22 protein-coding genes and 2 tRNA genes are annotated in these 21,043 nt (G+C 51.5%); 13 read left to right on the top strand and 11 right to left on the bottom strand.

Annotated features, from left to right (window positions below):
- Positions 1-23: 23 nt before the first annotated feature.
- Positions 24-971 (top strand): methionyl-tRNA formyltransferase, encoded by a 948-nt coding sequence (gene fmt / locus DET_RS08385; protein ID WP_041223418.1) that lies wholly within the window; start codon positions 24-26, stop codon positions 969-971.
- Here fmt and DET_RS08380 read toward each other — a convergent pair.
- From DET_RS08380 to rpsT, 3 genes are all read right to left on the bottom strand, one after another.
- Positions 968-1,549, bottom strand: coding sequence for an aldolase (locus tag DET_RS08380; RefSeq protein ID WP_010937310.1), 582 nt, complete (start codon positions 1,547-1,549; stop codon positions 968-970). The two genes, fmt and DET_RS08380, sit on opposite strands and share 4 nt — an antisense overlap.
- 14 nt (positions 1,550-1,563) lie before the next feature.
- Complete coding sequence (gene lexA, locus DET_RS08375) at positions 1,564-2,208, bottom strand: transcriptional repressor LexA (protein ID WP_012882749.1); 645 nt, start codon at positions 2,206-2,208, stop codon at positions 1,564-1,566.
- Between the two features lie 100 nt (positions 2,209-2,308).
- Complete coding sequence (gene rpsT / locus DET_RS08370; protein WP_010937308.1) at positions 2,309-2,575, bottom strand: 30S ribosomal protein S20; 267 nt, start codon at positions 2,573-2,575, stop codon at positions 2,309-2,311.
- 138 nt (positions 2,576-2,713) lie between these two features.
- Here rpsT and DET_RS08365 point away from each other — a divergent pair, with 138 nt between their 5' ends.
- Both DET_RS08365 and mazG read left to right on the top strand, forming a co-directional pair.
- A complete protein-coding gene (locus DET_RS08365) occupies positions 2,714-3,412 on the top strand; it encodes a zinc metallopeptidase (RefSeq protein ID WP_010937307.1) in 699 nt (232 codons plus the stop codon).
- Positions 3,413-3,537: 125 nt separating this feature from the next.
- Positions 3,538-4,332 carry a nucleoside triphosphate pyrophosphohydrolase gene (gene mazG / locus DET_RS08360; RefSeq protein WP_010937306.1) on the top strand — a complete coding sequence of 265 codons (795 nt, stop codon included), beginning with the start codon at positions 3,538-3,540 and terminating at the stop codon, positions 4,330-4,332.
- A 2-nt stretch (positions 4,333-4,334) separates the two neighbouring features.
- On the opposite strand, the gene DET_RS08355 is transcribed toward mazG, so the two are convergent.
- Positions 4,335-4,412 (bottom strand) — tRNA-Pro (locus tag DET_RS08355).
- A 72-nt stretch (positions 4,413-4,484) separates the two neighbouring features.
- Here DET_RS08355 and DET_RS08350 point away from each other — a divergent pair.
- The 3 genes from DET_RS08350 to DET_RS08340 all read left to right on the top strand — a co-directional run bounded on the left by DET_RS08350 (position 4,485) and on the right by DET_RS08340 (position 7,221).
- A complete protein-coding gene (locus tag DET_RS08350; protein WP_010937305.1) occupies positions 4,485-5,666 on the top strand; it encodes a cofactor-independent phosphoglycerate mutase in 1,182 nt (393 codons plus the stop codon).
- Between the two features lie 22 nt (positions 5,667-5,688).
- Positions 5,689-5,892, top strand: a complete 204-nt coding sequence (locus DET_RS08345) for a hypothetical protein (protein WP_010937304.1) — start codon at positions 5,689-5,691, stop codon at positions 5,890-5,892.
- Positions 5,893-6,003: 111 nt separating this feature from the next.
- Positions 6,004-7,221, top strand: a complete 1,218-nt coding sequence (locus DET_RS08340) for an aspartate kinase (protein WP_010937303.1) — start codon at positions 6,004-6,006, stop codon at positions 7,219-7,221.
- Positions 7,222-7,280: 59 nt separating this feature from the next.
- Here DET_RS08340 and DET_RS08335 read toward each other — a convergent pair whose 3' ends face one another.
- Positions 7,281-7,499 (bottom strand): NifU family protein, encoded by a 219-nt coding sequence (locus DET_RS08335; protein ID WP_010937302.1) that lies wholly within the window; start codon positions 7,497-7,499, stop codon positions 7,281-7,283.
- 213 nt (positions 7,500-7,712) lie between these two features.
- Here DET_RS08335 and DET_RS08330 point away from each other — a divergent pair, with 213 nt between their 5' ends.
- Positions 7,713-8,519, top strand: coding sequence for a tetratricopeptide repeat protein (locus DET_RS08330; protein WP_010937301.1), 807 nt, complete (start codon positions 7,713-7,715; stop codon positions 8,517-8,519).
- A gap of 3 nt (positions 8,520-8,522) precedes the next feature.
- A complete protein-coding gene (gene gyrA, locus DET_RS08325) occupies positions 8,523-10,952 on the top strand; it encodes a DNA gyrase subunit A (RefSeq protein ID WP_010937300.1) in 2,430 nt (809 codons plus the stop codon).
- Positions 10,953-11,024: 72 nt separating this feature from the next.
- On the opposite strand, the gene DET_RS08320 is transcribed toward gyrA, so the two are convergent.
- Positions 11,025-12,857, bottom strand: a complete 1,833-nt coding sequence (locus DET_RS08320; protein WP_041223417.1) for a TIGR03960 family B12-binding radical SAM protein — start codon at positions 12,855-12,857, stop codon at positions 11,025-11,027.
- Between the two features lie 45 nt (positions 12,858-12,902).
- Positions 12,903-13,676: an MBL fold metallo-hydrolase gene (locus DET_RS08315; protein WP_010937298.1), complete on the bottom strand. Its 774-nt coding sequence runs from the start codon at positions 13,674-13,676 to the stop codon at positions 12,903-12,905.
- A gap of 155 nt (positions 13,677-13,831) precedes the next feature.
- On the opposite strand from DET_RS08315, the gene DET_RS08310 reads away from it, so the two are divergent.
- From DET_RS08310 to DET_RS08290, 5 genes are all read left to right on the top strand, one after another.
- Positions 13,832-15,535, top strand: coding sequence for a cation:proton antiporter (locus DET_RS08310; RefSeq protein ID WP_010937297.1), 1,704 nt, complete (start codon positions 13,832-13,834; stop codon positions 15,533-15,535).
- A 55-nt stretch (positions 15,536-15,590) separates the two neighbouring features.
- Entirely contained in the window at positions 15,591-16,616 is a 1,026-nt protein-coding gene (gene argC / locus DET_RS08305; protein ID WP_010937296.1) for an N-acetyl-gamma-glutamyl-phosphate reductase, read from the top strand.
- Between the two features lie 49 nt (positions 16,617-16,665).
- Positions 16,666-16,741, top strand: a tRNA-Glu gene (locus tag DET_RS08300).
- Positions 16,742-16,863: 122 nt separating this feature from the next.
- Positions 16,864-17,073 carry a hypothetical protein gene (locus DET_RS08295; protein ID WP_010937295.1) on the top strand — a complete coding sequence of 70 codons (210 nt, stop codon included), beginning with the start codon at positions 16,864-16,866 and terminating at the stop codon, positions 17,071-17,073.
- A 32-nt stretch (positions 17,074-17,105) separates the two neighbouring features.
- A complete protein-coding gene (locus tag DET_RS08290; protein ID WP_010937294.1) occupies positions 17,106-17,273 on the top strand; it encodes a desulfoferrodoxin FeS4 iron-binding domain-containing protein in 168 nt (55 codons plus the stop codon).
- A 160-nt stretch (positions 17,274-17,433) separates the two neighbouring features.
- On the opposite strand, the gene DET_RS08285 is transcribed toward DET_RS08290, so the two are convergent.
- From DET_RS08285 to DET_RS08270, 4 genes are all read right to left on the bottom strand, one after another.
- On the bottom strand, positions 17,434-17,877 hold the full coding sequence (locus tag DET_RS08285; RefSeq protein ID WP_010937293.1) for a PPC domain-containing DNA-binding protein: 444 nt from the start codon (positions 17,875-17,877) through the stop codon (positions 17,434-17,436).
- A 92-nt stretch (positions 17,878-17,969) separates the two neighbouring features.
- Positions 17,970-19,310, bottom strand: coding sequence for an InlB B-repeat-containing protein (locus DET_RS08280; protein ID WP_010937292.1), 1,341 nt, complete (start codon positions 19,308-19,310; stop codon positions 17,970-17,972).
- Positions 19,311-19,343: 33 nt separating this feature from the next.
- Positions 19,344-20,105: an ABC transporter permease gene (locus tag DET_RS08275; RefSeq protein WP_010937291.1), complete on the bottom strand. Its 762-nt coding sequence runs from the start codon at positions 20,103-20,105 to the stop codon at positions 19,344-19,346.
- Positions 20,102-21,043: an ABC transporter ATP-binding protein gene (locus DET_RS08270; protein ID WP_010937290.1), complete on the bottom strand. Its 942-nt coding sequence runs from the start codon at positions 21,041-21,043 to the stop codon at positions 20,102-20,104. Before DET_RS08270 ends, DET_RS08275 begins: the two co-directional genes overlap by 4 nt.

Genomic DNA, 21,043 nt, shown 5'->3' with positions numbered 1-21,043 from the left:
TATGGTAATTAGGCGGTGTTACAATGGCGGTGATGAATGAACTCAGGATTGTTTTTATGGGCAGCCCCGAATTTGCCCTTACTCCGCTTAAGATGCTCCTTGCCGAAGGATACGCTATCTGCGGGGTTTACACCCAGCCTGACCGTCCGGCCGGGCGGGGGCGTGAGCTTTGTCCTCCCCCGGTAAAGGCGCTGGCACTGGAACGCGGGCTGGCGGTTTACCAGCCCCAAAGCCTCAAGAAACCCGAAGAGCAGGCAGTCTTAAGCGGGCTTAAGCCGGATGTAATAGTAGTGGCGGCTTACGGCCTTATCTTGCCCCAGGCGGTGCTGGATATACCCGCATACGGGGTCTTAAATATCCACCCCTCCCTGCTCCCCCGTTACCGCGGGGCAACCCCGGTGGCCGCTACCCTGCTGGGGGGTGACGAATGGGCCGGCGTTTCCCTGATGAAACTGGAAGCCGGGCTGGATACCGGGCCGGTTTATTCCCGGGCTGCGATACCTGTCCGCCCGGAAGATACCACACCTCTTTTGGCTGACAAACTGGCCTTTATCGGCGGCTGTCTGCTTTTAGAATTATTAAGCCGGATTCCCTCTTTGCCCCAGCCGGAGCTTCAGGATAATGCAAAGGCCACTTATTTCGGTATGGTCACCAAGGACATGGGGCAGGTAAACTGGCAGACTCCGGCAGCGGAGATTGAGCGGCGGGTGAGGGCGTTTTTCCCCTGGCCGGGTGTTTTTACTTCGTATAACCAAAAGACCCTGAAAATACTGGAAGCAAGACCCCAAAAGCTGGGTTTGGGCTTACAGCCGTCTCAGGTCAGGGTTTATGAGGGTGACAGAATAATGGTCGGCTCAGCTTCGGGAGAGCTTGAGATAATACGGCTTCAGCTGGAGGGCAAGGCCGCCTGCTCTGCGGCAGATTTCCTGCGCGGTCAGCGCCACTTTGACGGGGTTAATCTGGGGGTTTAGCAAGCCCGCTTCAGCTGGCGGGCTAAATAGGTCACCTGGCACATTTCTTCCAAAGCAAAGGTGTATTTCAGGGCTTCTTCAATAGTCTCCCCTGTGGCAAAGCTGCCATGCCCGGCTACTACGATAACCTTGCGGTTTTCAAGTGCCCGGGCCGCTTCTTCCGCCATACCGCCGGGGTGAACCCTCTCCCCGAAACCGATAACCGGTATGGCCCCCATACAGTAAAGTCCTTCACCGCAGTCCGGTATTATTTCCGCCTCAAGCAGGGAAAGGGCGGCCGCATACGGCGGGTGGGCATGGACAATGGCTTTGGCGGAAGTGCGGCGGTAAATAGCCCGGTGTACCGGCAGTTCGCTTGAGGCAAGCGGGGTAAACTGGTCATCATAATCTATACCTGTCAGTATCAGGTCTGTTTCAGCCAGCAGGGGCAGTGAACTGCCTGTTCTGGTTATGTAAAGCTTGTCCTGCTGTCTCTGGCTAAGGTTGCCGGAGTGCGAAGAAACCAGCCCCCTGCTGAACAGCAGTTTTCCGGCCTGTATAAACCAGCTCAGGGTTTCAGGGGGTATCTGTTTATTCAACGCCGGCTTATCCCCTAATCCATCTGGCGGATTACAGCTATAACCCGCCCCTGTATTTCAACATTATCCGGCTGGGTATATATGGGCGGCATAGTGCGGTTGGCCGGCTGCAGGCGCACCCTGCCTGGTTCCATATAAACCTTCTTCAGGGTGACTTCTTTCTGGTCTTTCAGCCAGACAGCAGCCGTTTCGCCGTTGTCTACCGTTTGGGTGTGCTGCATAATTACCAGGTCTCCGTCATTTATCAAATCTTCTATCATGGAGACGCCCTTAACCCGCAAAGCGTAGATATTCTCCCGGCCGCGGGTAAGGTCTTCGGTCACCTCTATATTTTCGTCAGAAGTGACTACCGCAAAGCTGTCTGATTCGGGAACGGGTATGGGGATACCGGCGGCAATCTGGCCGATAACCGGTATGCTTATACGCCCTTCCTCGGTTTCTTCCGTTCCCACCAGCTCAATCCCGCGGGATATCTCAGCCTGACGGCGGATAAGCCCCATTTTCTGCAGGATTTTCAAATTATAATCAACCACAGAGGTAGAGCTGATATTACAGCCGTTTACAATATCCCGTATGCTGGGGGGATATCCGTAACGGCGGCGGAAACGGGCAATAAAATCTATCATAGCCCGCTGTCTGGTGGTCAGTTTCAAAGTCAACTCTGTCCCCGCATAAGAACACTTGTTCTACATAATAAATCAAAAACACCTTCCCTGTCAATACACAAAGGAAGGTGAAAAACGCAAATAAAAAGCGGAGTTATTTAGCGGCTTGGTTGAGCTTTTTCATCAGGCGGCTTTTGCGGCGGGCGGCGTTTTTAGGGTGAAGAATGCCCTTTTCGGCAGCCTTATCTAAAGTGCTCTGAGCGGACACAGCAGCGGCTTCAGCTTCGGTTAGCGAACCGGCGTCAACCAGTTTCTTGACCTTGGTCAGGCTGGTCTTTACCTGGCTCTTGGCCCGGCGGTTCTCCTGACGGTTGGCATCTGCTACGCGCAAAGCTTTTTCCGCAGATTTTGTGTTAGGCAAGTGAGTCTACCTCCAATAAAATGTACCTATGGAATATAGCAAATATGCAATCCAAATGCAACCGCAGGCACACCGCCTTTATCGGCGGGGATATTTCTGTTAAAATATAATATATTTATGTAACCTAAGGAGCATATCATGTTTTTGTATCTGCTGTTTATGCTGCCTCCCTTGGCGCTGATGCTGTATGCCCAGTGGCGGGTAAGCAGTTCTTTTAAAAAATATTCCAAAGTGGGCAATCTGGCCGGTCTCAGCGGTCTTCAGGCGGCCAGACGGCTGCTGGACGAACACGGGCTGGCAAATATTCAGGTGGAGCTTACCAAGGGCAAGCTTTCAGACCACTATGACCCCAGAGCCAAGGTACTCAGGCTGTCTCCCGAAGTAGCCAATACCGCTTCGGTGGCTTCTATAGGTATTGTTGCCCATGAAGTAGGCCATGCGGTTCAGGACAGGGAGTTTTACGCCCCCCTGAAAGTCCGTAATTCCCTTTTTCCGGTGGCCAGTTTCGGCAGCCAGTTCGGTTTCATTCTGGTACTGGTGGGATTGTTCCTTTACGGCTTCTCTTTATCATTCGGGCTTCCGGTTGCCTGGGCGGGGGTTGCTTTGTTTGCGGTGGCGGTAATATTTTCGCTCATTACCCTGCCGGTGGAGTTTAACGCTTCCAGCCGGGCCATGGCTATGCTTAGCGGCGGCTCACTGGTTTCGGTCAGAGAGTCAGCCGGGGTCAAAGCCGTGCTGGGTGCGGCCGCCCTTACTTACGTGGCGGCTTTGCTGCAGGCGGTAGGCCAGCTGCTTTACTTTGTGCTTATGCTGGTGGGGTTCGGGCGGAACGACTAAAGCTTTTACCTGCCGCGTATCTGTTTTTTTGAGTCTTAAAGCCCCGCCCCAAAAGCGGGGCTTTTTCTTGTCAAGCCAAGGGTTATAAACGTATAATCACACCAGTAGTCTTAGGGGGGTAGGTTATGAAACAGCCGCAAGACCTGCGCAGTTTTGAAAGTTTGCAGCAGATTCTGCATATGCTTCGCAGTCCGGAGGGGTGTCCCTGGGACAGGGCGCAGACCCATAAATCCATGCGGGACAGCCTGCTTGAAGAAACCTATGAAGTGCTGGAAGCCTTGGACGCAGAAGACACAGGGCGTTTTTGCGGTGAGCTGGGTGATTTGCTCCTCCAGATAGTTTTCCATGCTGAAATCGGCGCTGAAGCCAAAGAGTTTAACATGGGTGACGTGATAGAGGCTATAAATACCAAGCTTATCCGCCGCCATCCCCATGTATTCAGTCAGTCTAAATTTACGTCTCCGGCTGAGGTTCTGCATAACTGGGAGGAGATTAAAAAGACTGAGCGCGGCTATGACAAGTCCATGCTTTCCGGCGTACCCAAACAGCTGCCGGCTCTCAGTTACAGCCAGGAAGTGCAGGGGCGGGTGGCCAGAGTGGGCTTTGACTGGAAAGAAGACGAAGGGGTGCTGGAAAAGCTGGGAGAAGAAATAGCCGAATACGGCTCTGCCCCTACCCTTTCTGAAAAAGAAAAGGAATTCGGGGATATACTTTTTACCCTGGCCAATTATGCCCGCAGGCAGGGTATAGATTTGGAGTCTGCCCTCAGGGGGGCGAACAAACGTTTTTACAGCCGCTTTGAACACATGGAAGAACTTTGCCGGAACACGGGCAGAGATATATCTAAACTGAGCTTTACCGAACAGAACGAACTCTGGCAGGCGGCTAAAAAGAAAGAAAACGGGGAAAAAGCAGATTAGAATGGTCGGGGCGAGAAGATTCGAACTTCCGGCCTCAGCGTCCCGAACGCTGCGCGCTAACCAGGCTGCGCTACGCCCCGCCAGATTTAATATTATAGAGACAATTGCTTATAAGGGCAACTTGAAGCTAAAGCAGGCAGGGGTTAAATAAAATGAAATATTGCGTACTTATTACTGACGGTGCTTCCGGCTGGGGGATAAAAGAACAGGGCGGTAAAACCGCACTGGAACTGGCCCGCACCCCCAATCTGGATAAAATGGCCAAAAATGGCTTTATGGGCCAAAGTGCCAATGTGCCGCCGGGAATGGAGCCTTCGTCTGCCTGTGCCTGCATGTCCCTGCTGGGGTACGACCCCGAAATATATTATAAAGGGCGGGCGGCTATAGAGGCGGTCAGCATGGGGGTAGATGTTGCCCCTGACGAGGTTGTTTTCCGCTGTAATCTGGTGTCTGTAATAGACGGCAAAATGGCCAGTTATTCGGCCGGGCATATTTCCAGCGAAGAGGCGGCCGAACTGCTTGAGGCAGTAGCCAAAGAGCTTGGCAGTGAGCGGGTAAAGTTTTACCCCGGGGTAAATTACCGCCACCTGCTTAAACTAAAGGGCATGGGTGATACGGCCAAAGCGCTCTGCACCCCTCCCCATGATATTTCCGACCGTGAGGTATCCCCGTATTTGCCGCAGGGTGAGGGCAGCCTTATTTTAAACCAGCTTATCAGCTCCTCCCAGCAGATACTCAAAGACCACCCGCTAAACCTCCGCCGCCAGAGTCAGGGTAAACTGCCGGCAAATTCCATCTGGCTGTTCTGGGGCAGCGGCCCTATCCCGCCCATGCCCTCTTTCAAAAAGGCTTACGGGCTGGATGCAGTTTTAAATTCAGGGGTGGATTTGCTGCGGGGGCTGGGTATTATGATGAATATGAAAATACTGGAACTAAACGGCATAACAGACGGGCTTAATAATGATTTTTCCGGCCAGATGCGGGGCGGCCTTTTGGCACTTGGGGATAATGACCTGGCGGTAATCCATGTAGAAGCGCCGGATGAAGCCGGTCATGCCGGCAGCCTGGCAGATAAAGTAAAGGCAATAGAGCTTATAGATGAGCTTATGGTTGGCCAGCTTCTGGCTTATCCCGAAGATATACGGGTGCTGGTTACGCCTGACCATCCTACCCCGCTTGAACTTAAAACCCATGTGGCAGAGCCGGTACCCTTCCTGATGTGGGGCAAAGGGGTTGCCTCTAACGGTGTCTCCCGCTTTACAGAGAAAGAAGCGGCTAAAACAGGTATAATATTTGAAAAGGGCTGCAATCTGATGCAGGCTTTTCTCAAATAGGTTTATTTAGAGGTAGATAAATATGCCCAGAGAAGATGACAGATACCGGAACGCTATGTACAACGGGCATCCCCCGGCCTGTACCTGTGTGGACTGCACCCGCCGGCGGCTGGCGGGAAATGCCCGCCGCAAGAGCGTGGAACGCAGCCTGTTCAGCTGGATTATCATCGGGGCGGTGGTTTTGGTGATAATCATGTTTGTTCTCTGGTGGGGCAGCCGCGCCTGAGCCTTTTATTTTCAGGCTAAAGGTTTATAATATAGGGCAAAACCGTCTTTTAAGCCTGTGCAATTCTTAAAACGTACAGGCAAAATATAAACAGATTGTTTGGGGTTTAGTATGGCAGTTGTAGTTCATAAATACGGCGGCACTTCGGTTGGTGATGCCGAAAGGATTAAACACGTAGCCAAGCGGATTATTGCCGCCCGCCAGAAGGGCAGCGATGTGGTGGCGGTGGTTTCGGCTATGGGAGATACTACCGATGACCTGATTGCCCTTGCCCACAAGCTGAATGACTGTCCCGAACCGCGGGAGATGGACGTTTTACTGTCTACCGGTGAAATAGTCTCCAGCACCCTTTTGGCCATGGCGCTTAAAAACATGGGGCAGGATGCTATCAGCCTTTCAGGCCAGCAGGCAGGTATCCGTACGGATTCGGCTCATTCAAAAGCCCGCATTACCGGCATTGACCCCAAGCGTATTCATGATGAACTGGCTAAAGGGCGGGTGGTAATTGTGGCCGGTTTTCAGGGCGTGTCAGACTGTCAGGACGTAACCACCCTGGGGCGGGGCGGTTCTGATACTACGGCGGTTGCTCTGGCGGCCAGTTTGGGTGCCAGTATATGTGAGCGTTATACAGACGTGGACGGCGTTTATACCGCTGACCCCCGCCTGATACCGGATGCCCGGCGGCTTGCGGAAATAAGTTATGAAGAAATGCTGGAACTTTCATCTTACGGGGCTAAGATAATGCACCCCCGGGCGGTGGAAATAGGCCAGGTGTACAATATACCCATTCTGGTAGCGTCCAGCTTTAATGAAAATCCCGGCACACTGATACATGGAGGGGAAAATATGGAAATACGAAACAGGGTCAGCGGAATAGCCCATGATTTTGAGGTTGCCAAGATAACCATACTCGGGGTGCCTGACAAGCCGGGCATAGCGGCCGGTCTTTTTGCCCCGCTGGCCAAAGCCGGAGTCAGCGTGGACACCATCGTCCAGAACTCCAGCCAGGACCATATAACAGACCTGACCTTTACGGTTACCAAGTCAGATTTGGGCAAGGCGCTGGAGGTTATCGGCCCTATTGCCAAGGATATTCAGGCCCGGGAAGTGCTGAGTGATTCCAGGATAGGCAAAGTCAGCATTATCGGCACCGGCATGTTAAATGCACCCGGTTATGCCGCCCGCATGTTCAAAGCTTTGTCAGATGCCGGAATAAATATTTTGCTTATTTCCACCTCGGAAATACGTATAACCTGCATTATAGAAGAAGACAAGGTAAAAGATGCGGTTAAGGCTATACACAAGGCCTTTGAGATGGAAAAAGACTAGGGGTTTGTAAGAGGGTATAAACCGGGGTTTAAACTGAATATAAAAAGAGAGTGGCTGCCTTAAGCAGCCACTACTTCTTTGACTTCGGGTATTTCGCGCTTCAAGATTTTTTCAATGCCGTTTTTCAGGGTCATTGTAGACATGGGGCAGCCGGCGCAGGCGCCCACCAGTTTTACTTTTACTACTCCGTCCACAACTTCTACCAGTTCAACATTGCCGCCATCGGCTTCCAGGGCCGGTCTGATTTTATCCAGAACGGCTTCCACTTTTTCCAGCATTAGTAGCTCCTTCCAGCAGTATAAAAATTATTAAAACACCTATAATTTACAGTACCATAGCCCGGAAATGGTGTCAATTTGCCCCTGAAATAAGCGAATTTTTAAGCTATATGGAGTATAATAACCGGATAAAGGGTTTCTCATACTTGTAGACGGGTTTAGTATACAGTAAAATAACTACTCGTTTAGCAAATAACTGAAAATGAGGAATCTATGGCATACCAAGAAGAGGAACAGCTAAGACTCAAGCGGCAGAGCAGTAAACAGGCTGTAAGTTTAGCCATGGAAGGGCGCTGGCAAGAGGCGGTGGAGGTTAATAAAAAGATTATTGAGCAGTTCCCCAATGATGTGGAGGCCTTTAACCGTCTGGGGCGGGCTTATCTGGAACTGGCTATCTACCCGGAGGCTATTGCCGCCTATACCCGTGCCAAAGAGATAGATCCTTATAATATAATAGCTGAAAAAAATCTGCACCGGCTGGAAGTACTCAGCAAGGAAAATGCATCTGCCGGGACGGTGATTCACCGGGTTCAGCCCCAGGATTTCCTTGAAGAAATAGGCAAGGCCGGGGTGATAAACCTGACCCGTTTAGCTCCCAAAGGGGTACTGGCCAGAATCGTAGCTGGTGACCAGCTTTGTCTGCGGATAGACGGTGCCAATTTGTGGGTGGAAAACTGCGGCGGGGAAGTGCTGGGTATGGTGGACATACCCACTTCCAAGCGGCTTATAAAGCTGATGAAGGGCGGCAACAAATATTCAGCCACCGTTATCAGTTCCAATGAAGAAAAACTGGTGGTTATTATCCGCGAAACCTTCCAGCACCCCTCGCAGATGGGCATTCCCTCATTCTCGTCCAGAGGGCTTTCCAAGGGTGCGGTCAGCGCCGAATCTGAAGAGGGTGACAAAGAAGAAGGCGGATACGAGATGGAAGTAGACGAAACCGAACTGATGGTGGAAGAAGCCGAGGCTGAAAGCCAGACATATACAGATGATGAAAACGAGGGTGATCTGGAGGTTTAGAAGATGGTAACAGGTAATACCAGGCCTATAAATATAGAAGAGGAAATGAAGGGTTCGTACCTTGATTACGCTATGAGTGTAATCGTTTCGCGTGCCCTGCCGGATGTGCGTGACGGCCTTAAGCCGGTACAGAGGCGTATCCTCTATGCCATGAATGACCTGGGCATGAAGCATAATACCCCATATAAAAAGAGTGCCCGTATCGTGGGTGAGGTTTTAGGTAAATATCACCCCCACGGTGACTCTTCCGTTTATGATGCTATGGTGCGTATGGCCCAGCCCTTTTCCTACCGCTATCCGCTGGTAGACGGTCAGGGTAACTTCGGCAGCGTGGACAACGACCCTCCGGCTGCCATGCGTTACACCGAAGCCCGCCTGGCCCAGATAGCCGAGCAATTGCTGACTGACATAGATAAAAATACGGTAGACTTTATGCCTAACTTTGATGCCTCACTGGAGGAGCCTACCGTTCTGCCGGCCCGCATACCTAACTTGCTTATGAACGGCAGTTCGGGTATCGCAGTGGGTATGGCAACCAATATACCCCCCCATAATCTGGCTGAGCTCTGCCAGGCCATCTGCTACCTGATAGACAACCCGGATTGCGGCGTAGATGATCTGATGCAGTTTGTTTCCGGGCCGGACTTCCCCACCGGCGGCACTATCCTGGGCACCGACGGCATAAAGAGTGCTTACGCAACCGGCAAAGGCAAGATTGTTATACAGGCCAAAGCCCATATAGGCGAAGTGGACAACCGCAAGGCCATATTTGTTACCGAGATTCCCTACCAGGTAAACAAGGCCGAACTGGTGGTCAAGATTGCCGAACTGGTCAAAGACCGCAAGATAGTAGGTATTTCCGACCTCAGGGACGAATCTGACCGGCAGGGTATGCGGGTAGTTATTGAGCTGAAGCGGGATGCCGAACCCCAGCAGGTTTTAAACAGCCTATATAAACATACCAATATGCGTACTTCATTCTTTGTTAATATGCTGGCACTGGTAGACGGCCAGCCGCAGGTACTCAGCCTGAAAGAAGTGCTTAAAAACTTTATAGACTTCCGCCACCTTATCATCACCCGCCGGAGTCAGTTTGAACTTAAAGCCGCCAAAGACCGCGCCCATATACTGGAAGGTCTTAAAAAGGCGCTGGATTTTATTGACCGTATTATTGCCATTATCCGAAACTCTGAAAACGGTGATACCGCCCGCAAAAATCTGGTGGCTGAGTTTGATTTTTCAGTTATTCAGGCCCAGGCTATTCTGGACTTGCAGCTTCGCCGTCTGGCCAATCTGGAACGCCAGAAGATACTGGACGAATACGCCGAGCTTATGAAACGGATAGGTTATCTGGAAGATTTACTGTCTCACCCTGAAAAGATTTATGCCCTGGTAAAGGAAGACGCCAAAGACCTTAAGGGGAGCTACGGCCAGCCTCGTGCTACCGAGATTTCCAGCCAGGGGGTTATAGAATTCCGGGTGGAAGACCTGGTACCCCATATGGATGTTATCGTAACCTTGAGCGAGAGGGGCTTTATCAAACGGGTGCCGGCTAACGTATTCCGCCTGCAGCACCGCGGCGGTACCGGCATAATGGGCATGCCCACCCGTGAGGCAGACGCAGTCCGTTTCCTTTCGGTTTCAGATACCCATGACACCCTGCTCTTCTTTACCAACCGGGGTAAGGTATTCAGCCTGCGCTGTTTTGATATACCTGATGATGCCTCCCGTATTGCCAAGGGTACGGCTATCGTAAACCTGATACCTGTGACCCAGGACGAACGGATAACCGCCATACTGGACTTAAAGAGCTTCCCGGCAGACCATTTCCTGCTGATGGCCACCAATAAAGGTGAAATCAAAAAAACCTCACTTCAGGAGTTTACCGCAGTCCGTTCCTCCGGCCTGATAGCTATGGATTTGGCTACCTCTGATGAACTGGTGGCGGCGGTTGAAACCACTGAGGAAAAAGATATTCTGCTGGCTACCCGCATGGGGCAGTCTATCCGCTTCCCGGTAAGTGAACTCCGCACCAGCCTCAGGGCTTCCGGCGGTGTCAAGGCTATAGTCCTCTCCAAGGGGGACGAAGTGGTCAGTATGGACGTTGCCCAGGAGGGTACGCTGGTAATAACGGTAACTGAAAATGGTGCCGGCAAACTGACTGCCATAGAGGAATACCCCCAGCAGCACCGGGCTGGCAGCGGGGTTATAAACTTCAAGGTAGTAGACAAAACCGGTGAGGTGGTGGCCTCAAAGGTAGTCAGCGAGACTGACCAGATGATGCTTATCTCCGCTGACGGCATGGTTACCCGTACCCAGGTCAAGGAAGAAGACCCCTCACACGGCATACCTATCATGGGCAGAGCCACTCAGGGTGTGAGGGTAATGCGCCTTGAGGAAGGCGACCGGGTGGTTGCGGTGGCTACTTTTTAGCTGAAATATTCCGGTTAAAACATAAAGGGGGCTTTTAAAGCCCCCTTTTTTATTGGCGTTTTACCAGGCTGTTTATTTGCCGTGCAGGCGGTTGTTACATTCGGCTACCGCTTTTTCCAGCCCGCAGGCATGGCATTTGCCTTCGCGGCAGTCAGGCGTATCCTGCCCTTCCACTGAGCGGGCATATTCCCTTTTCAGGAATTCGGCACTTACCCCGGCATTTATATGCCCCCAGGGCAGTGTTTCGTCAAGCGGGCGTTTGCGGTGGGCATAGAACGAGGGGTTTAAACCGCATTGGTCAAAAGCCTCCTGCCAGAGGGTAAAATTGAAACACTCACTCCAGGCATCAAACTTGGCACCCTTTTGCCAGGCGGTGTATATTACTTTGCCCAGACGGCGGTCTCCTCTGGAAAACACGGCTTCCAGCAGGCTCATTTTGGTATCAGACCAGGAAACCTTTATTCCCCAGCGTTTCAGCCCCTGCCTTACTATATCCGCCCTGCGGTAGAGGGATTCTTCGTCCAGCTGGGCTTCCCACTGAAATGGGGTATGGGCTTTGGGTACGTATGAGGCCAGGCTCAGTCGTATCTGGGGGCGGCGTCCGGGAGCGCCGCGGGACAGTGAATTTACCCTGCCGGCCATCTGGCAGATAGCGGCGGCATCTTCGTCAGTTTCGGTCGGAAGCCCTATCATGAAATACATCTTGAAGCTGGTCCAGCCGCTTTCAAAGGCAGTACGGGCGGTATCACACAGCTCTTCTTCGGAGGTAAGTTTATTTATAACCCGCTGGAGACGCTCACTGGCTGCTTCGGGTGCAAAGGTAAGCCCGCTTTTACGCCCGCCCGCCAGCACGTTTACCAGCCCGACCGAATCCGGGGTCAGGCGTAAACTGGGCAGTGATAGGGCCAGGTGTTTGTCTGCGTATTTTCCCGCCAGGGTTTTTACCAGATTTTCAATACCCGGGTAGTCCGAACAGCTCAGCGAAAGCAGCGAAATTTCATCATAACCGCAGTTATCCAGTATGCCTTCAACGGCACTTAAAACCTCTGCCGCCGGGCGCACCCTGACCGGGCGGTAAATAATACCGGCAGAGCAGAAACGGCAGCCCCGGCTGCAGCCGCGGCTTATTTCCACTGCTCCCCTGTCCTGCACCACCTCTATATACGGTACTACCGGTTTTACGGTTGGCGGGGGTAGCTCAGGTAAAATGCGGCGGTTTATTACGGGAGGTGCTTCAGGTGCGGTGGGGATTATGGATTTTAAAATACCGTCAGGGTTATATTCGGCCTTATACAGGCTGGGTACGTAAATACCGGGGATTTTAGCCAGTTCCCGCAAGATTTGGTCTTTACTAAGGGTCTGTTTCTTGGCATCAAGGACGGCTTGGCACAGGTCTTGTATAGCCTCTTCGGCATCACCTATTACAAAAGCATCTATAAAATCTGCCAGGGGTTCGGGGTTGAGGCTGCAGCTGCCGCCGGCAACCACCAGCGGAAAATCCCCTCCCCTTTCGGAAGCAAGTATGGGTATGCCTGCCAGAGAAAGCATATTAAGTATATTGGTATAGGTAAGCTCATACCCCAGTGAAAAACCCAAGATATCAAACTCTTTTACGGGGTGTCCGCTTTCCAGACTGACAAAGGCAAGTTTTCTCTCACGGATAAGGTTTTCCATATCCAGCCAGGGGCTGAAAACCCTTTCGGCCAGAATATCCGGGTTGCGGTTTAAAATATCATAAAGCAGGGGTATGGCCAGGTTGGACATGCCTATTTCATAAGTATCCGGAAAGCTCAGGGCAACCTTAAGCGGGGTCTTTGCCCATTCCTTGCAAACGGAATTCCACTCCCCGCCGGTATAGCGGCCGGGTTTTTCAACCTGATGGAGAATATATTCGGGGTAGTTCAACAAAAGTTCCTCTCTGGGACAAGTCCGTTAAAATATGGTTTGCTTTTATTCCAGCTTAAACAGCAAATCATCTGCGGCGGCTATGACAGGTATGCCGGTTTCGGTTTCAACTTTGGCTGCCATCCTGGCCGGGTCTGCCCGGAAAAGCTGCAGTCCGAAGTGGGTAAGTATGGCTGTTTTGGGTTTAGCCCCGCTGATAAGTTTGGCAGCATCCGCTATGCTCAAATGATAAATGCGTTCTATAGATTCCCTAAGAACAACATTTATTATCAGTACGTCACAGCCGGCATAAATCTGGGGCATATCTTCAAAGTAGCGGGTATCACTTACGTAGCCTATGCGCTTTCCGCAAGATTCAAATATAAACCCGTAGGTTTCCACCGGGTGCTGATGACGCCGGGTAGTGAAAACCTTTATCCCGTCCAGATTGTATTCGTGTTCTTCCTCAAGCACAGTCAGGTCATTCAGAAACGGCCTTAGATACGAGTATATAACCGGTTCGTTATCCAGGGCATCTTCAGGGGCCAGAAAATGGCCGTTTTTGTTAAAGCCGCCCTGGGTCATGGCCTCTATCATTACGTTTACATCACCGGAGTGGTCCAGATGGCGGTGGGACAAAAGGATAGCGCTCAGGTTTTCCGGGTTTAAGCCCAGACGGCATACCTGCACAATACTGCCTGGGCCGGGGTCAATCAGGAACCGTTTGCCGTCAAGGTTCAGCCAGATTCCGCCCGAAGCCAGTATCTGGCGGCTGACCATAAATCTGGCCCCGCCTGTACCTAGAAAAGTGATGCTGTTGGTTTCTTCGGTGTAGCTCATATCAGACACTTAGTATAGACATTATTTAGCCAAATGCCAATTCAGAAAATATTTTGGCTATCTTGGGGTGTTAGTTACAAAAGCCTGTGTAGAAAGTACGGGTCTATATGTTAGAATATGACATCCCCGATTTTCCCCCGCATAAGGAGAGGGCATTGGAAGAATTAGGCTCCAGCTTCGGGCTGGACTTAATCATTGTGCTTGTATCGGCCGTTCTGGCCGGTTTACTGGCACGCCGCTTCAGACTGCCGCTCCTTTTGGGTTATCTGGGGGCGGGAATAGCCATAGGGCCAAACGGTTTTGGTCTGGTTCAGTCTCCGGGTGTTATTGAATCCATGGCTACAGTCGGCGTTATTCTGCTCCTTTTTACCCTTGGCCTGGACTTTTCGCTGGATGAGCTTAAGCGGGTGGGAAAGGTGGCGGTGCTGGGCGGCCTTATCCAGATAGTGGTTACCGCCGGGTTCGGGTTTTTGCTGGGCAGAGGCCTTGGCTGGGATATAAACGCCTCTATCTTCTTCGGGTTTATGGTCTCTCTTTCCTCTACCCTGATAGTCCTTAAAATACTTATGGACAAGGGTGAAGCCGAAGCCCCTCACGGGCGGGTGATGCTGGGCATCCTGCTGGTGCAGGATATCTGCCTTATTCCCCTGATGATTATCTTGCCGGCTTTGGGGGGTGAAGGCGGGGACATCGGCCTGACCATAGGTGTTGCCTTTGCTAAAGCGGCGGCCTTTATTCTGGCCATGTTTGGTTTGGGATTTTGGGTTTTCCCCCGTCTGCTGGGGAGAGTGGCTTCCCATTCGCACGAGCTTTTTCTGCTGTCTGTTATCACCCTGTCCCTGGGGGCGGCCCTGGGGGCAACTGCGCTGGGGCTTTCACCGGCGGTTGGGGCTTTTATAGCCGGGCTTCTTATCGGGCAGTCTATGTATGCCAAGCAGGCACTGGCAGATATAATCCCCCTTAGGGATATTTTCGGGGCTTTGTTCTTTGTTTCTCTGGGTATGCTGGCAAACCTTAACTTTGCAGTGGAAAATATAGGTCTGGTTCTGCTGGTAGTGGTATTTTTGCTGGTTATCAAAAGTCTGGTGGCCGGGGCAGTCCCCTGGCTGTTCGGCTATACCTTCCAGACCTCTTTTACTACCGGTATCGGCCTGATGCAGATAGGTGAATTCAGCTTTGTACTGGCCGGGGTGGGTCTGGCATCATCAGTTATTTCAGACAGTATTTATGCCATTACCATCAGCAGTGCCGTTATTACCATGATAATCACCCCTTTTGCCTTAAGTTTCAGCGGTGCGGCTTACCGAAAGGTCAGCCAGTGGCCGCTGGCCAGCAAGCTGGTCAGTTTGCGTACCTCCGGCCAGGCGGAGTTTATGGATTTGGATATTTCCAACCATGCGGTTATCTGTTCGCAGGGGGGTGTTGCCAAGACTCTGACCCGGGTGATGAACCGCCGCAATTTCCCCTTTCTGGTTATAGATTTAGACCCCCAGACCATAGCCGAACTCCGCCGCCAGAAAGCCCCCGCTATCTACGGTGATGCCGCTAATCCCGAAATACTCAGGTTTGCCCGCCTGGATAAAGCCCGCCTGCTTATATGCGCCATGCCCGGTTTTGCGGATACCGAACAGGTGGTTAAAAATGCCCGCAAGATAAACGACCGGCTGGATATAGTAGCCAGAGTTTCCAGTGACATCCAGGCCGAAAAGCTGAAAAAAATGGGTGTCAGCGAGGTAGTCCAGCCTGAGTTTGAGGTGGGTCTGGAACTTTCACGCCACGCCATGCACCGCTTCGGCATGACCACCATTGAAATCCAGTACATTTTAAACAGCCTGCGGAATATGGGTAAACCGGAGTAGCTTCGGCTGCGGCCGGATGTGCTATACTTTTAGCATCTTTTAATGGGAAAAGCAGATGAAAAAATATAAAGCAGGTATTATAAACGTAACCGGTTATGCCGGGCTGGAGCTTGCCCGTATTTTGGCAAGCCACCCCTCGGTGGAGCTTTGTTCGGTAACCGGGCGGAGTCTGGCCGGGAAAAAGCTTTCGGATGCATTTCCTTACCTGCACAGCCTTGATTTACCTATTACTGAAAGTCTGGAAGGGGAAGTGGATATTGCCTTTATGGCCTTGCCCCACAAGGAAGGGGCGTCACTGGTACCTGATTTGCTCTCAAAGGGTATGCGGGTTATAGATATCAGCGCTGATTTCCGCCTGAAAGACCCTCCACTGTATCAGGCATGGTACGGGTTTGAGCATCCCTGTCCGGAGCTTCTTGCCGAAGCGGTGTATGGTCTGCCTGAACTTAAGCGCAAGGATATTGCCAGTGCCCGTCTGGTGGCAAACCCGGGCTGTTACCCCACCTCTGCCATACTCGGGCTGGCCCCGGCTTTTAAAATGGACCTGATAGAGCCAAATGCCATTGTAGATGCCAAGTCCGGGCTTTCCGGTTCAGGGCGGACACCTACTGCTAAAAATATATTTTGTGAAGCCAGCGAAGATGTTTGCGCTTATTCCATTGGCACTCACCGCCACCAGCCGGAAATAGTGCAGGAGCTTTCTCTGGTTGGCGGGGGAGTAATACCTCGGGTTACTTTCTGCCCCCATCTGGTACCCATGAGCCGGGGTATACTTTCCAGTGCCTATGCCCGCTTGAAACAGCCGGTTACAGACGAAGAAGTCAAAGAGATTTACCGCCGTTTTTACAAAGACGAGCCTTTTGTAAAGATAACCGCCGAGCCGCCCCACACCCGTTATACCCGCGGTACCAATATGTGCTTTATTTACCCGGTGGTAGATGCCCTGAATGAACGGCTGATAGTCATAAGCTGTATAGATAATCTGGTAAAAGGTGCGGCAGGACAGGCTGTACAGAATATGAATATTATGCTGGGACTATCTGAAGATACCGGCCTCAAAGCTATAGCTGCCCTGCCCTAGCTTCAGTTTGCCAGCTACCCTTAGTTTTGCTATACTGATTACCCTGTGTGCCCCCATCGTCTAGAGGCCCAGGACAGCGGCCTTTCACGCCGTCAACAGGGGTTCGAATCCCCTTGGGGGTACCAATTTTTTCTCCGGCTGTTTTTATTTTCACTCTGGCAGTTAAATATTGTCTGTTTTCCGGCTATGTTTCTTAAGCGGACTGGTATAATATATATCTACAGTCCTTTGGCGGGAGGTTACAGATATGCTGGAATACTTTCGTACCCATGTTATAGCTTATACTATTGTTCTTCTGGTGTGTTTCTTCATTATGCTGGCGGGTATAATTTACTGGCCGCTCTTTATTGTGGGCGGGCTGCTTTTTATGGGGCTGTTTCTGCTGGGTTTCAAACTTATCCGCGAACCCGAAGAATACGAAGAAGAAATAATTATTAAACCTGTCAAAAAAGACTAGCTGTATTCTTAACGAAACGGAGGCTTCCGGGAATGGGTGTAAAACAGCTGGGTGAAACCTACAAGTGTGACATATGCGGCAATATTGTACGTGTTATTAAGGTAGGCGGCGGAACGCTGGTCTGCTGCGGGCAGGATATGAAACGGATAGAAGACTCGTATAAAGCCCCGGTAAACCTGCCTGATTCCAGCGGTGAGTAGTCCTGATTTGGTACCTCCTCTGTTTAAGTTTTAAAAGAGGGCGTCAGATTATCATTAGACTGCTGTTTGGCATTCCCAAACGGCAGTTTTGATGCAGTATCCTTCAAAGCAAACTTAATTGCTTCCCCGTAGTGTTATCAGCCTTAAACCTGAAAAAGGGTTATTCTGGTTGGAGCAGGCTGAACTGGGTTTTTTCATCAAAGCGGCGGATGGCCTTTGCCCCCAGTATTTCATACATAACCGCCTCACCCACAATCCAGGTGTTTACCCCCGGCCTCAGGCAGCCGGTGGTTGTTTTACCCATTCGCCCAAGAGCTGCGTGGATATGCAGCTTGGGGTTACCGCTTTCATCAGGCGTTATTATACCTACCCCGGCCACTTCATGGGCTCCGTCAAGGGGTATCAGCACCGGCTCAGGCGGGTACTCACGGCTTTGGCGCGGTCCTACCACCACCTGTCCTCCCTCAATTCCCCCGATAAGCACCACCTGGGCATGGCTTATATGCTGGGTGCGGGCAAAATCTTCCAGGCAGGACGGTACTTTATCGCCGTCTTCCAGCCGTATTATAAATACTCTGCCTATACTTCCCTGACTGGCTTTCATCTTTCTCTCCTTAGGCTATATGTGTTAACGCAAAGACCGGCATAGGTCTTGCCTCTATACCGGTCTGAGTTTAGCAGTTACAGGTCTTTGCGTTAGCTCCAGGAATAACCGCTTATCACCCAGCCCCCGGGACTGAATGACATATTTAGGTCTTTTATAAATGAACTGTAGTGGGATATTTTCAGCATATAGGTACCGCTTACCTGGGCGGTAAAAGCAAAAATATGTTCCGGGGTCAGCCAGTAGTCGCCGAACCAGTTTTCAATATGTTCTCCGTCCGGACCGAATACTTCTACCCGCCAGAGGTGGCTTGAATCCGACAGGTTAAAGGCACCGGTCAGGCTGGAATTGATGACTATGTACTGGTCTTTCAGAAGCTCCTTGCTCCAGCTTATCCAGGTAGATTCGCCGATACGGTTAGGCAGTACTAAAGAAGTGGTCTGGATAACCGGTGCAAAGTTGGCGGTTAAGGTGTAATTTTTATCCATCGTAATGTTTATAGTAGTCAGATTAGTAGTCAGGTCTCCTGTCCAGCCTATAAACTGGTAGCCGGGGGCGGCCTGGGCTGTCAGGGTTATGCTGGCCCCGTAGTCAAAATAGTCCCCTTCCGGGGTGACAATACCGGCGGCATTCGGTGAGATATTAACCGCAAGCAGCAGCAGGGGTACGAAATTAGCCACAATAGTCTTGTTGGCATCCATTATAAAGCTGATGGAGGGGTCAGTACCGCTTAAATCTCCGCTCCAGTGGTCAAAACGGTAACCCTGCATAGGATTAGCGCTTAGCTCTATGACAGACCCGGCATCAAAGCTGCCGCTGACTGTGCTTAGACTGCCCCCTGCCTGGGGTGAGGTGCTTATGTTAAGCTGAAACTGCCTTACAAAATTGGCTACTATATTCTTAGATGAGTTCAGGCTGAGGCTTACGGCTGGGTTAGTACCGCTTAAGTCTCCGCTCCAGTGGTCAAAACGGTAACCGGCAGCCGCCACCGCATTCAGGTTAATACTTGAGCCGCGGCTGTAAGAAGATTTATCCGGGCTTAGGTTTACTGTTCCCCCACCGGACGGGGAAATGGAGACATCAACCGCTATACCCCAAGGCGGGAAATGCCCGGCTGTCAGCCCCCAGCTGCCGAAGATTACGCCCAGTACAATCAGTACCGCCAGGCTTATGTTAAACCAGGCAGGCATTTTGGAGTGCCTGCCTTTTAGTTTGGTCTTAGCTTGTTTACGGCGGTAAAAGTAGTAGCCCGGTATTTTCTCTGATTGGGAAACCTCCGCCGGGGTTTCAGGTTCCAGCGGAGGTTCTTCATATTCATCTGCGGGTTCAGAGTTTTCTTTGGAAAACTCGTTATTTTTGTCTAGAGGTTCAAAGTCTTCATCATGGGGTTCTCTGGAATTATCGGGTTCAGGGTTCAGCTCTTTCTCAGGCATCTCCTTCAACCTTCCTTCACATTTTCTCTCCTATTATAACTCTTTTCTCTCCAGCCTGATACGGGCAAAATACAGACAAAGACCAATAATGGCTATGCTTACCGCCAATGCCCCCCAGGCCGGGTCGCTGCTTGCTGAGAGCAGCCGGGTAGACCAGCTGGAAAGGTTGCCGGGCAGAAATTGACCTATCCAGGGCAGCTGGGTTGCCAGACCCTGGGCTATCAGAATTACCAGAGCAGTGCCTCCGGCCGCCAGAGAGCTTTTAAAGAAGCTGGAGAAAAACAGGGTAACTGCCAGACACAAAAGCAAAAACAGGCTCATCAGCAGGGTGCTGCCCAGAAAAGGCATAAATGAAAAGTCGCCTATCAGCATAACGGTGTACCAGTAACACAGCCCGGCGCCCAGCAGCATGGAAACCAGCACCAGCAGTCCCAGAGCCAGATACTTGGACATTACAAATGCCCCCCGGCTGACCGGTTTGGACAGAGTCAGCATGGCCGTACCCTTATCCCGTTCCCCGGAAATTGCACCCATGGCAATCAGAATGCAGATAAGCACCCCTACCTGCAGCATGGTCTGACCGAATTCCTGCATAGACATAAGGGGGGTGGGGTCAGGCATTACCACCGGTATGTCGCCCCCCTGCCCGCTCATCTCAATAATCTGGGGCAGGTAGGCCAGAATGAGCGGGGTGGATATGCCGAAGAAGGCAAAGGCAATGGCTACTATAAGTGTCTTATAGGTTTTCCACTGCTCCTTCAGTTCTTTTTTAAATAAAGGTATCAGTCCGCTCATGCCTTCGCACCATTCCCTACAAGCTGGATAAATACATCTTCAATACTGGGGGTGGTAAGTTCATAATGGGTCAGGGTCAGCCCGCTTTGGGCAATTATGCCGGGTATTTCAGTTTTGGCTTTGGCAAGGTCACTGGCCTGAACATACACCACCTTCAGGTCACCTTCGGTTCGGACCTCGGCTGTTTTGACATAAGGCATTTTCAGAAGCTGGGTCAGAATGGGGGTGGGTTCTTCCTCAAACTGTATCTCAAAGGCCGAAGTGGAGTATTTGCGTTTAAGCTCCTCCACGCTGGCCGATGTTATCAGTTTGCCTTCGCTTATAATAGCTACCCGGTCACATACCCTTTCCACGTCTGAAAGTATATGGGTGGACATGAAAACAGTGGTATCCCCGCTTAGGCGCTCAATAAGGTTCAGCACATCTCTCCGCCCCATAGGGTCAAGGGCAGAGGTGGGTTCGTCCATAAATAGCACTTCGGGTTTGTTTACCAGGGCCTGGGCAATACCCAGCCGCTGTTTCATGCCCCGCGAGTACCCGCCCACCCGGCGTTTACCGGCCTCTTTCAGGTCTACCAGCTCCAGCAGTTCGTCTGCCCGCAGATTATTATCTTTGGGAGCTAATTTGTGGAGTTCGCCAGAAAAAAGCATAAATTCACGTCCTGTCATCCAGCCGTAAAAGGCAGGTACGTCCGGCAGAAAGCCAATCTTGGATCGGAGTGACAGGTTTCGGGGTGTTACCTCCTCGCCGGATACGTAAGCCTTGCCTGAGGTGGGCTGGGAAAGGCCGGTCAGCATCCGGACGGCAGTAGTCTTGCCTGCCCCGTTCGGGCCTAAAAACCCGAAAACCCGGTTTTTTTCAACCGCCAGGTCCAGCCCGTCCAGGGTGGTAAAATCACCGAATTTTTTGGTCAGCTTTTGGCAGAGTATGGCATCCAA

Origin of the sequence: Dehalococcoides mccartyi 195 (genome assembly GCF_000011905.1) — a bacterium.
GTDB lineage: Bacteria > Chloroflexota > Dehalococcoidia > Dehalococcoidales > Dehalococcoidaceae > Dehalococcoides > Dehalococcoides mccartyi.
Note: the sequence above shows the minus strand (reverse complement) of the source record. Positions and strands in the feature narration are given on the sequence as shown.

Coding starts and splice junctions, on each gene's coding strand:
- fmt (WP_041223418.1), top strand. CDS start 24: ATGGCGGTGATGAATGAACTCAGGATTGTTTTTATGGGCAGCCCCGAA.
- DET_RS08365 (WP_010937307.1), top strand. CDS start 2,714: ATGTTTTTGTATCTGCTGTTTATGCTGCCTCCCTTGGCGCTGATGCTG.
- mazG (WP_010937306.1), top strand. CDS start 3,538: ATGAAACAGCCGCAAGACCTGCGCAGTTTTGAAAGTTTGCAGCAGATT.
- DET_RS08350 (WP_010937305.1), top strand. CDS start 4,485: ATGAAATATTGCGTACTTATTACTGACGGTGCTTCCGGCTGGGGGATA.
- DET_RS08345 (WP_010937304.1), top strand. CDS start 5,689: ATGCCCAGAGAAGATGACAGATACCGGAACGCTATGTACAACGGGCAT.
- DET_RS08340 (WP_010937303.1), top strand. CDS start 6,004: ATGGCAGTTGTAGTTCATAAATACGGCGGCACTTCGGTTGGTGATGCC.
- DET_RS08335 (WP_010937302.1), bottom strand. CDS start 7,499: ATGCTGGAAAAAGTGGAAGCCGTTCTGGATAAAATCAGACCGGCCCTG.
- DET_RS08330 (WP_010937301.1), top strand. CDS start 7,713: ATGGCATACCAAGAAGAGGAACAGCTAAGACTCAAGCGGCAGAGCAGT.
- gyrA (WP_010937300.1), top strand. CDS start 8,523: ATGGTAACAGGTAATACCAGGCCTATAAATATAGAAGAGGAAATGAAG.
- DET_RS08315 (WP_010937298.1), bottom strand. CDS start 13,676: ATGAGCTACACCGAAGAAACCAACAGCATCACTTTTCTAGGTACAGGC.
- argC (WP_010937296.1), top strand. CDS start 15,591: ATGAAAAAATATAAAGCAGGTATTATAAACGTAACCGGTTATGCCGGG.
- DET_RS08295 (WP_010937295.1), top strand. CDS start 16,864: ATGCTGGAATACTTTCGTACCCATGTTATAGCTTATACTATTGTTCTT.
- DET_RS08290 (WP_010937294.1), top strand. CDS start 17,106: ATGGGTGTAAAACAGCTGGGTGAAACCTACAAGTGTGACATATGCGGC.
- DET_RS08285 (WP_010937293.1), bottom strand. CDS start 17,877: ATGAAAGCCAGTCAGGGAAGTATAGGCAGAGTATTTATAATACGGCTG.
- DET_RS08280 (WP_010937292.1), bottom strand. CDS start 19,310: ATGCCTGAGAAAGAGCTGAACCCTGAACCCGATAATTCCAGAGAACCC.
- DET_RS08275 (WP_010937291.1), bottom strand. CDS start 20,105: ATGAGCGGACTGATACCTTTATTTAAAAAAGAACTGAAGGAGCAGTGG.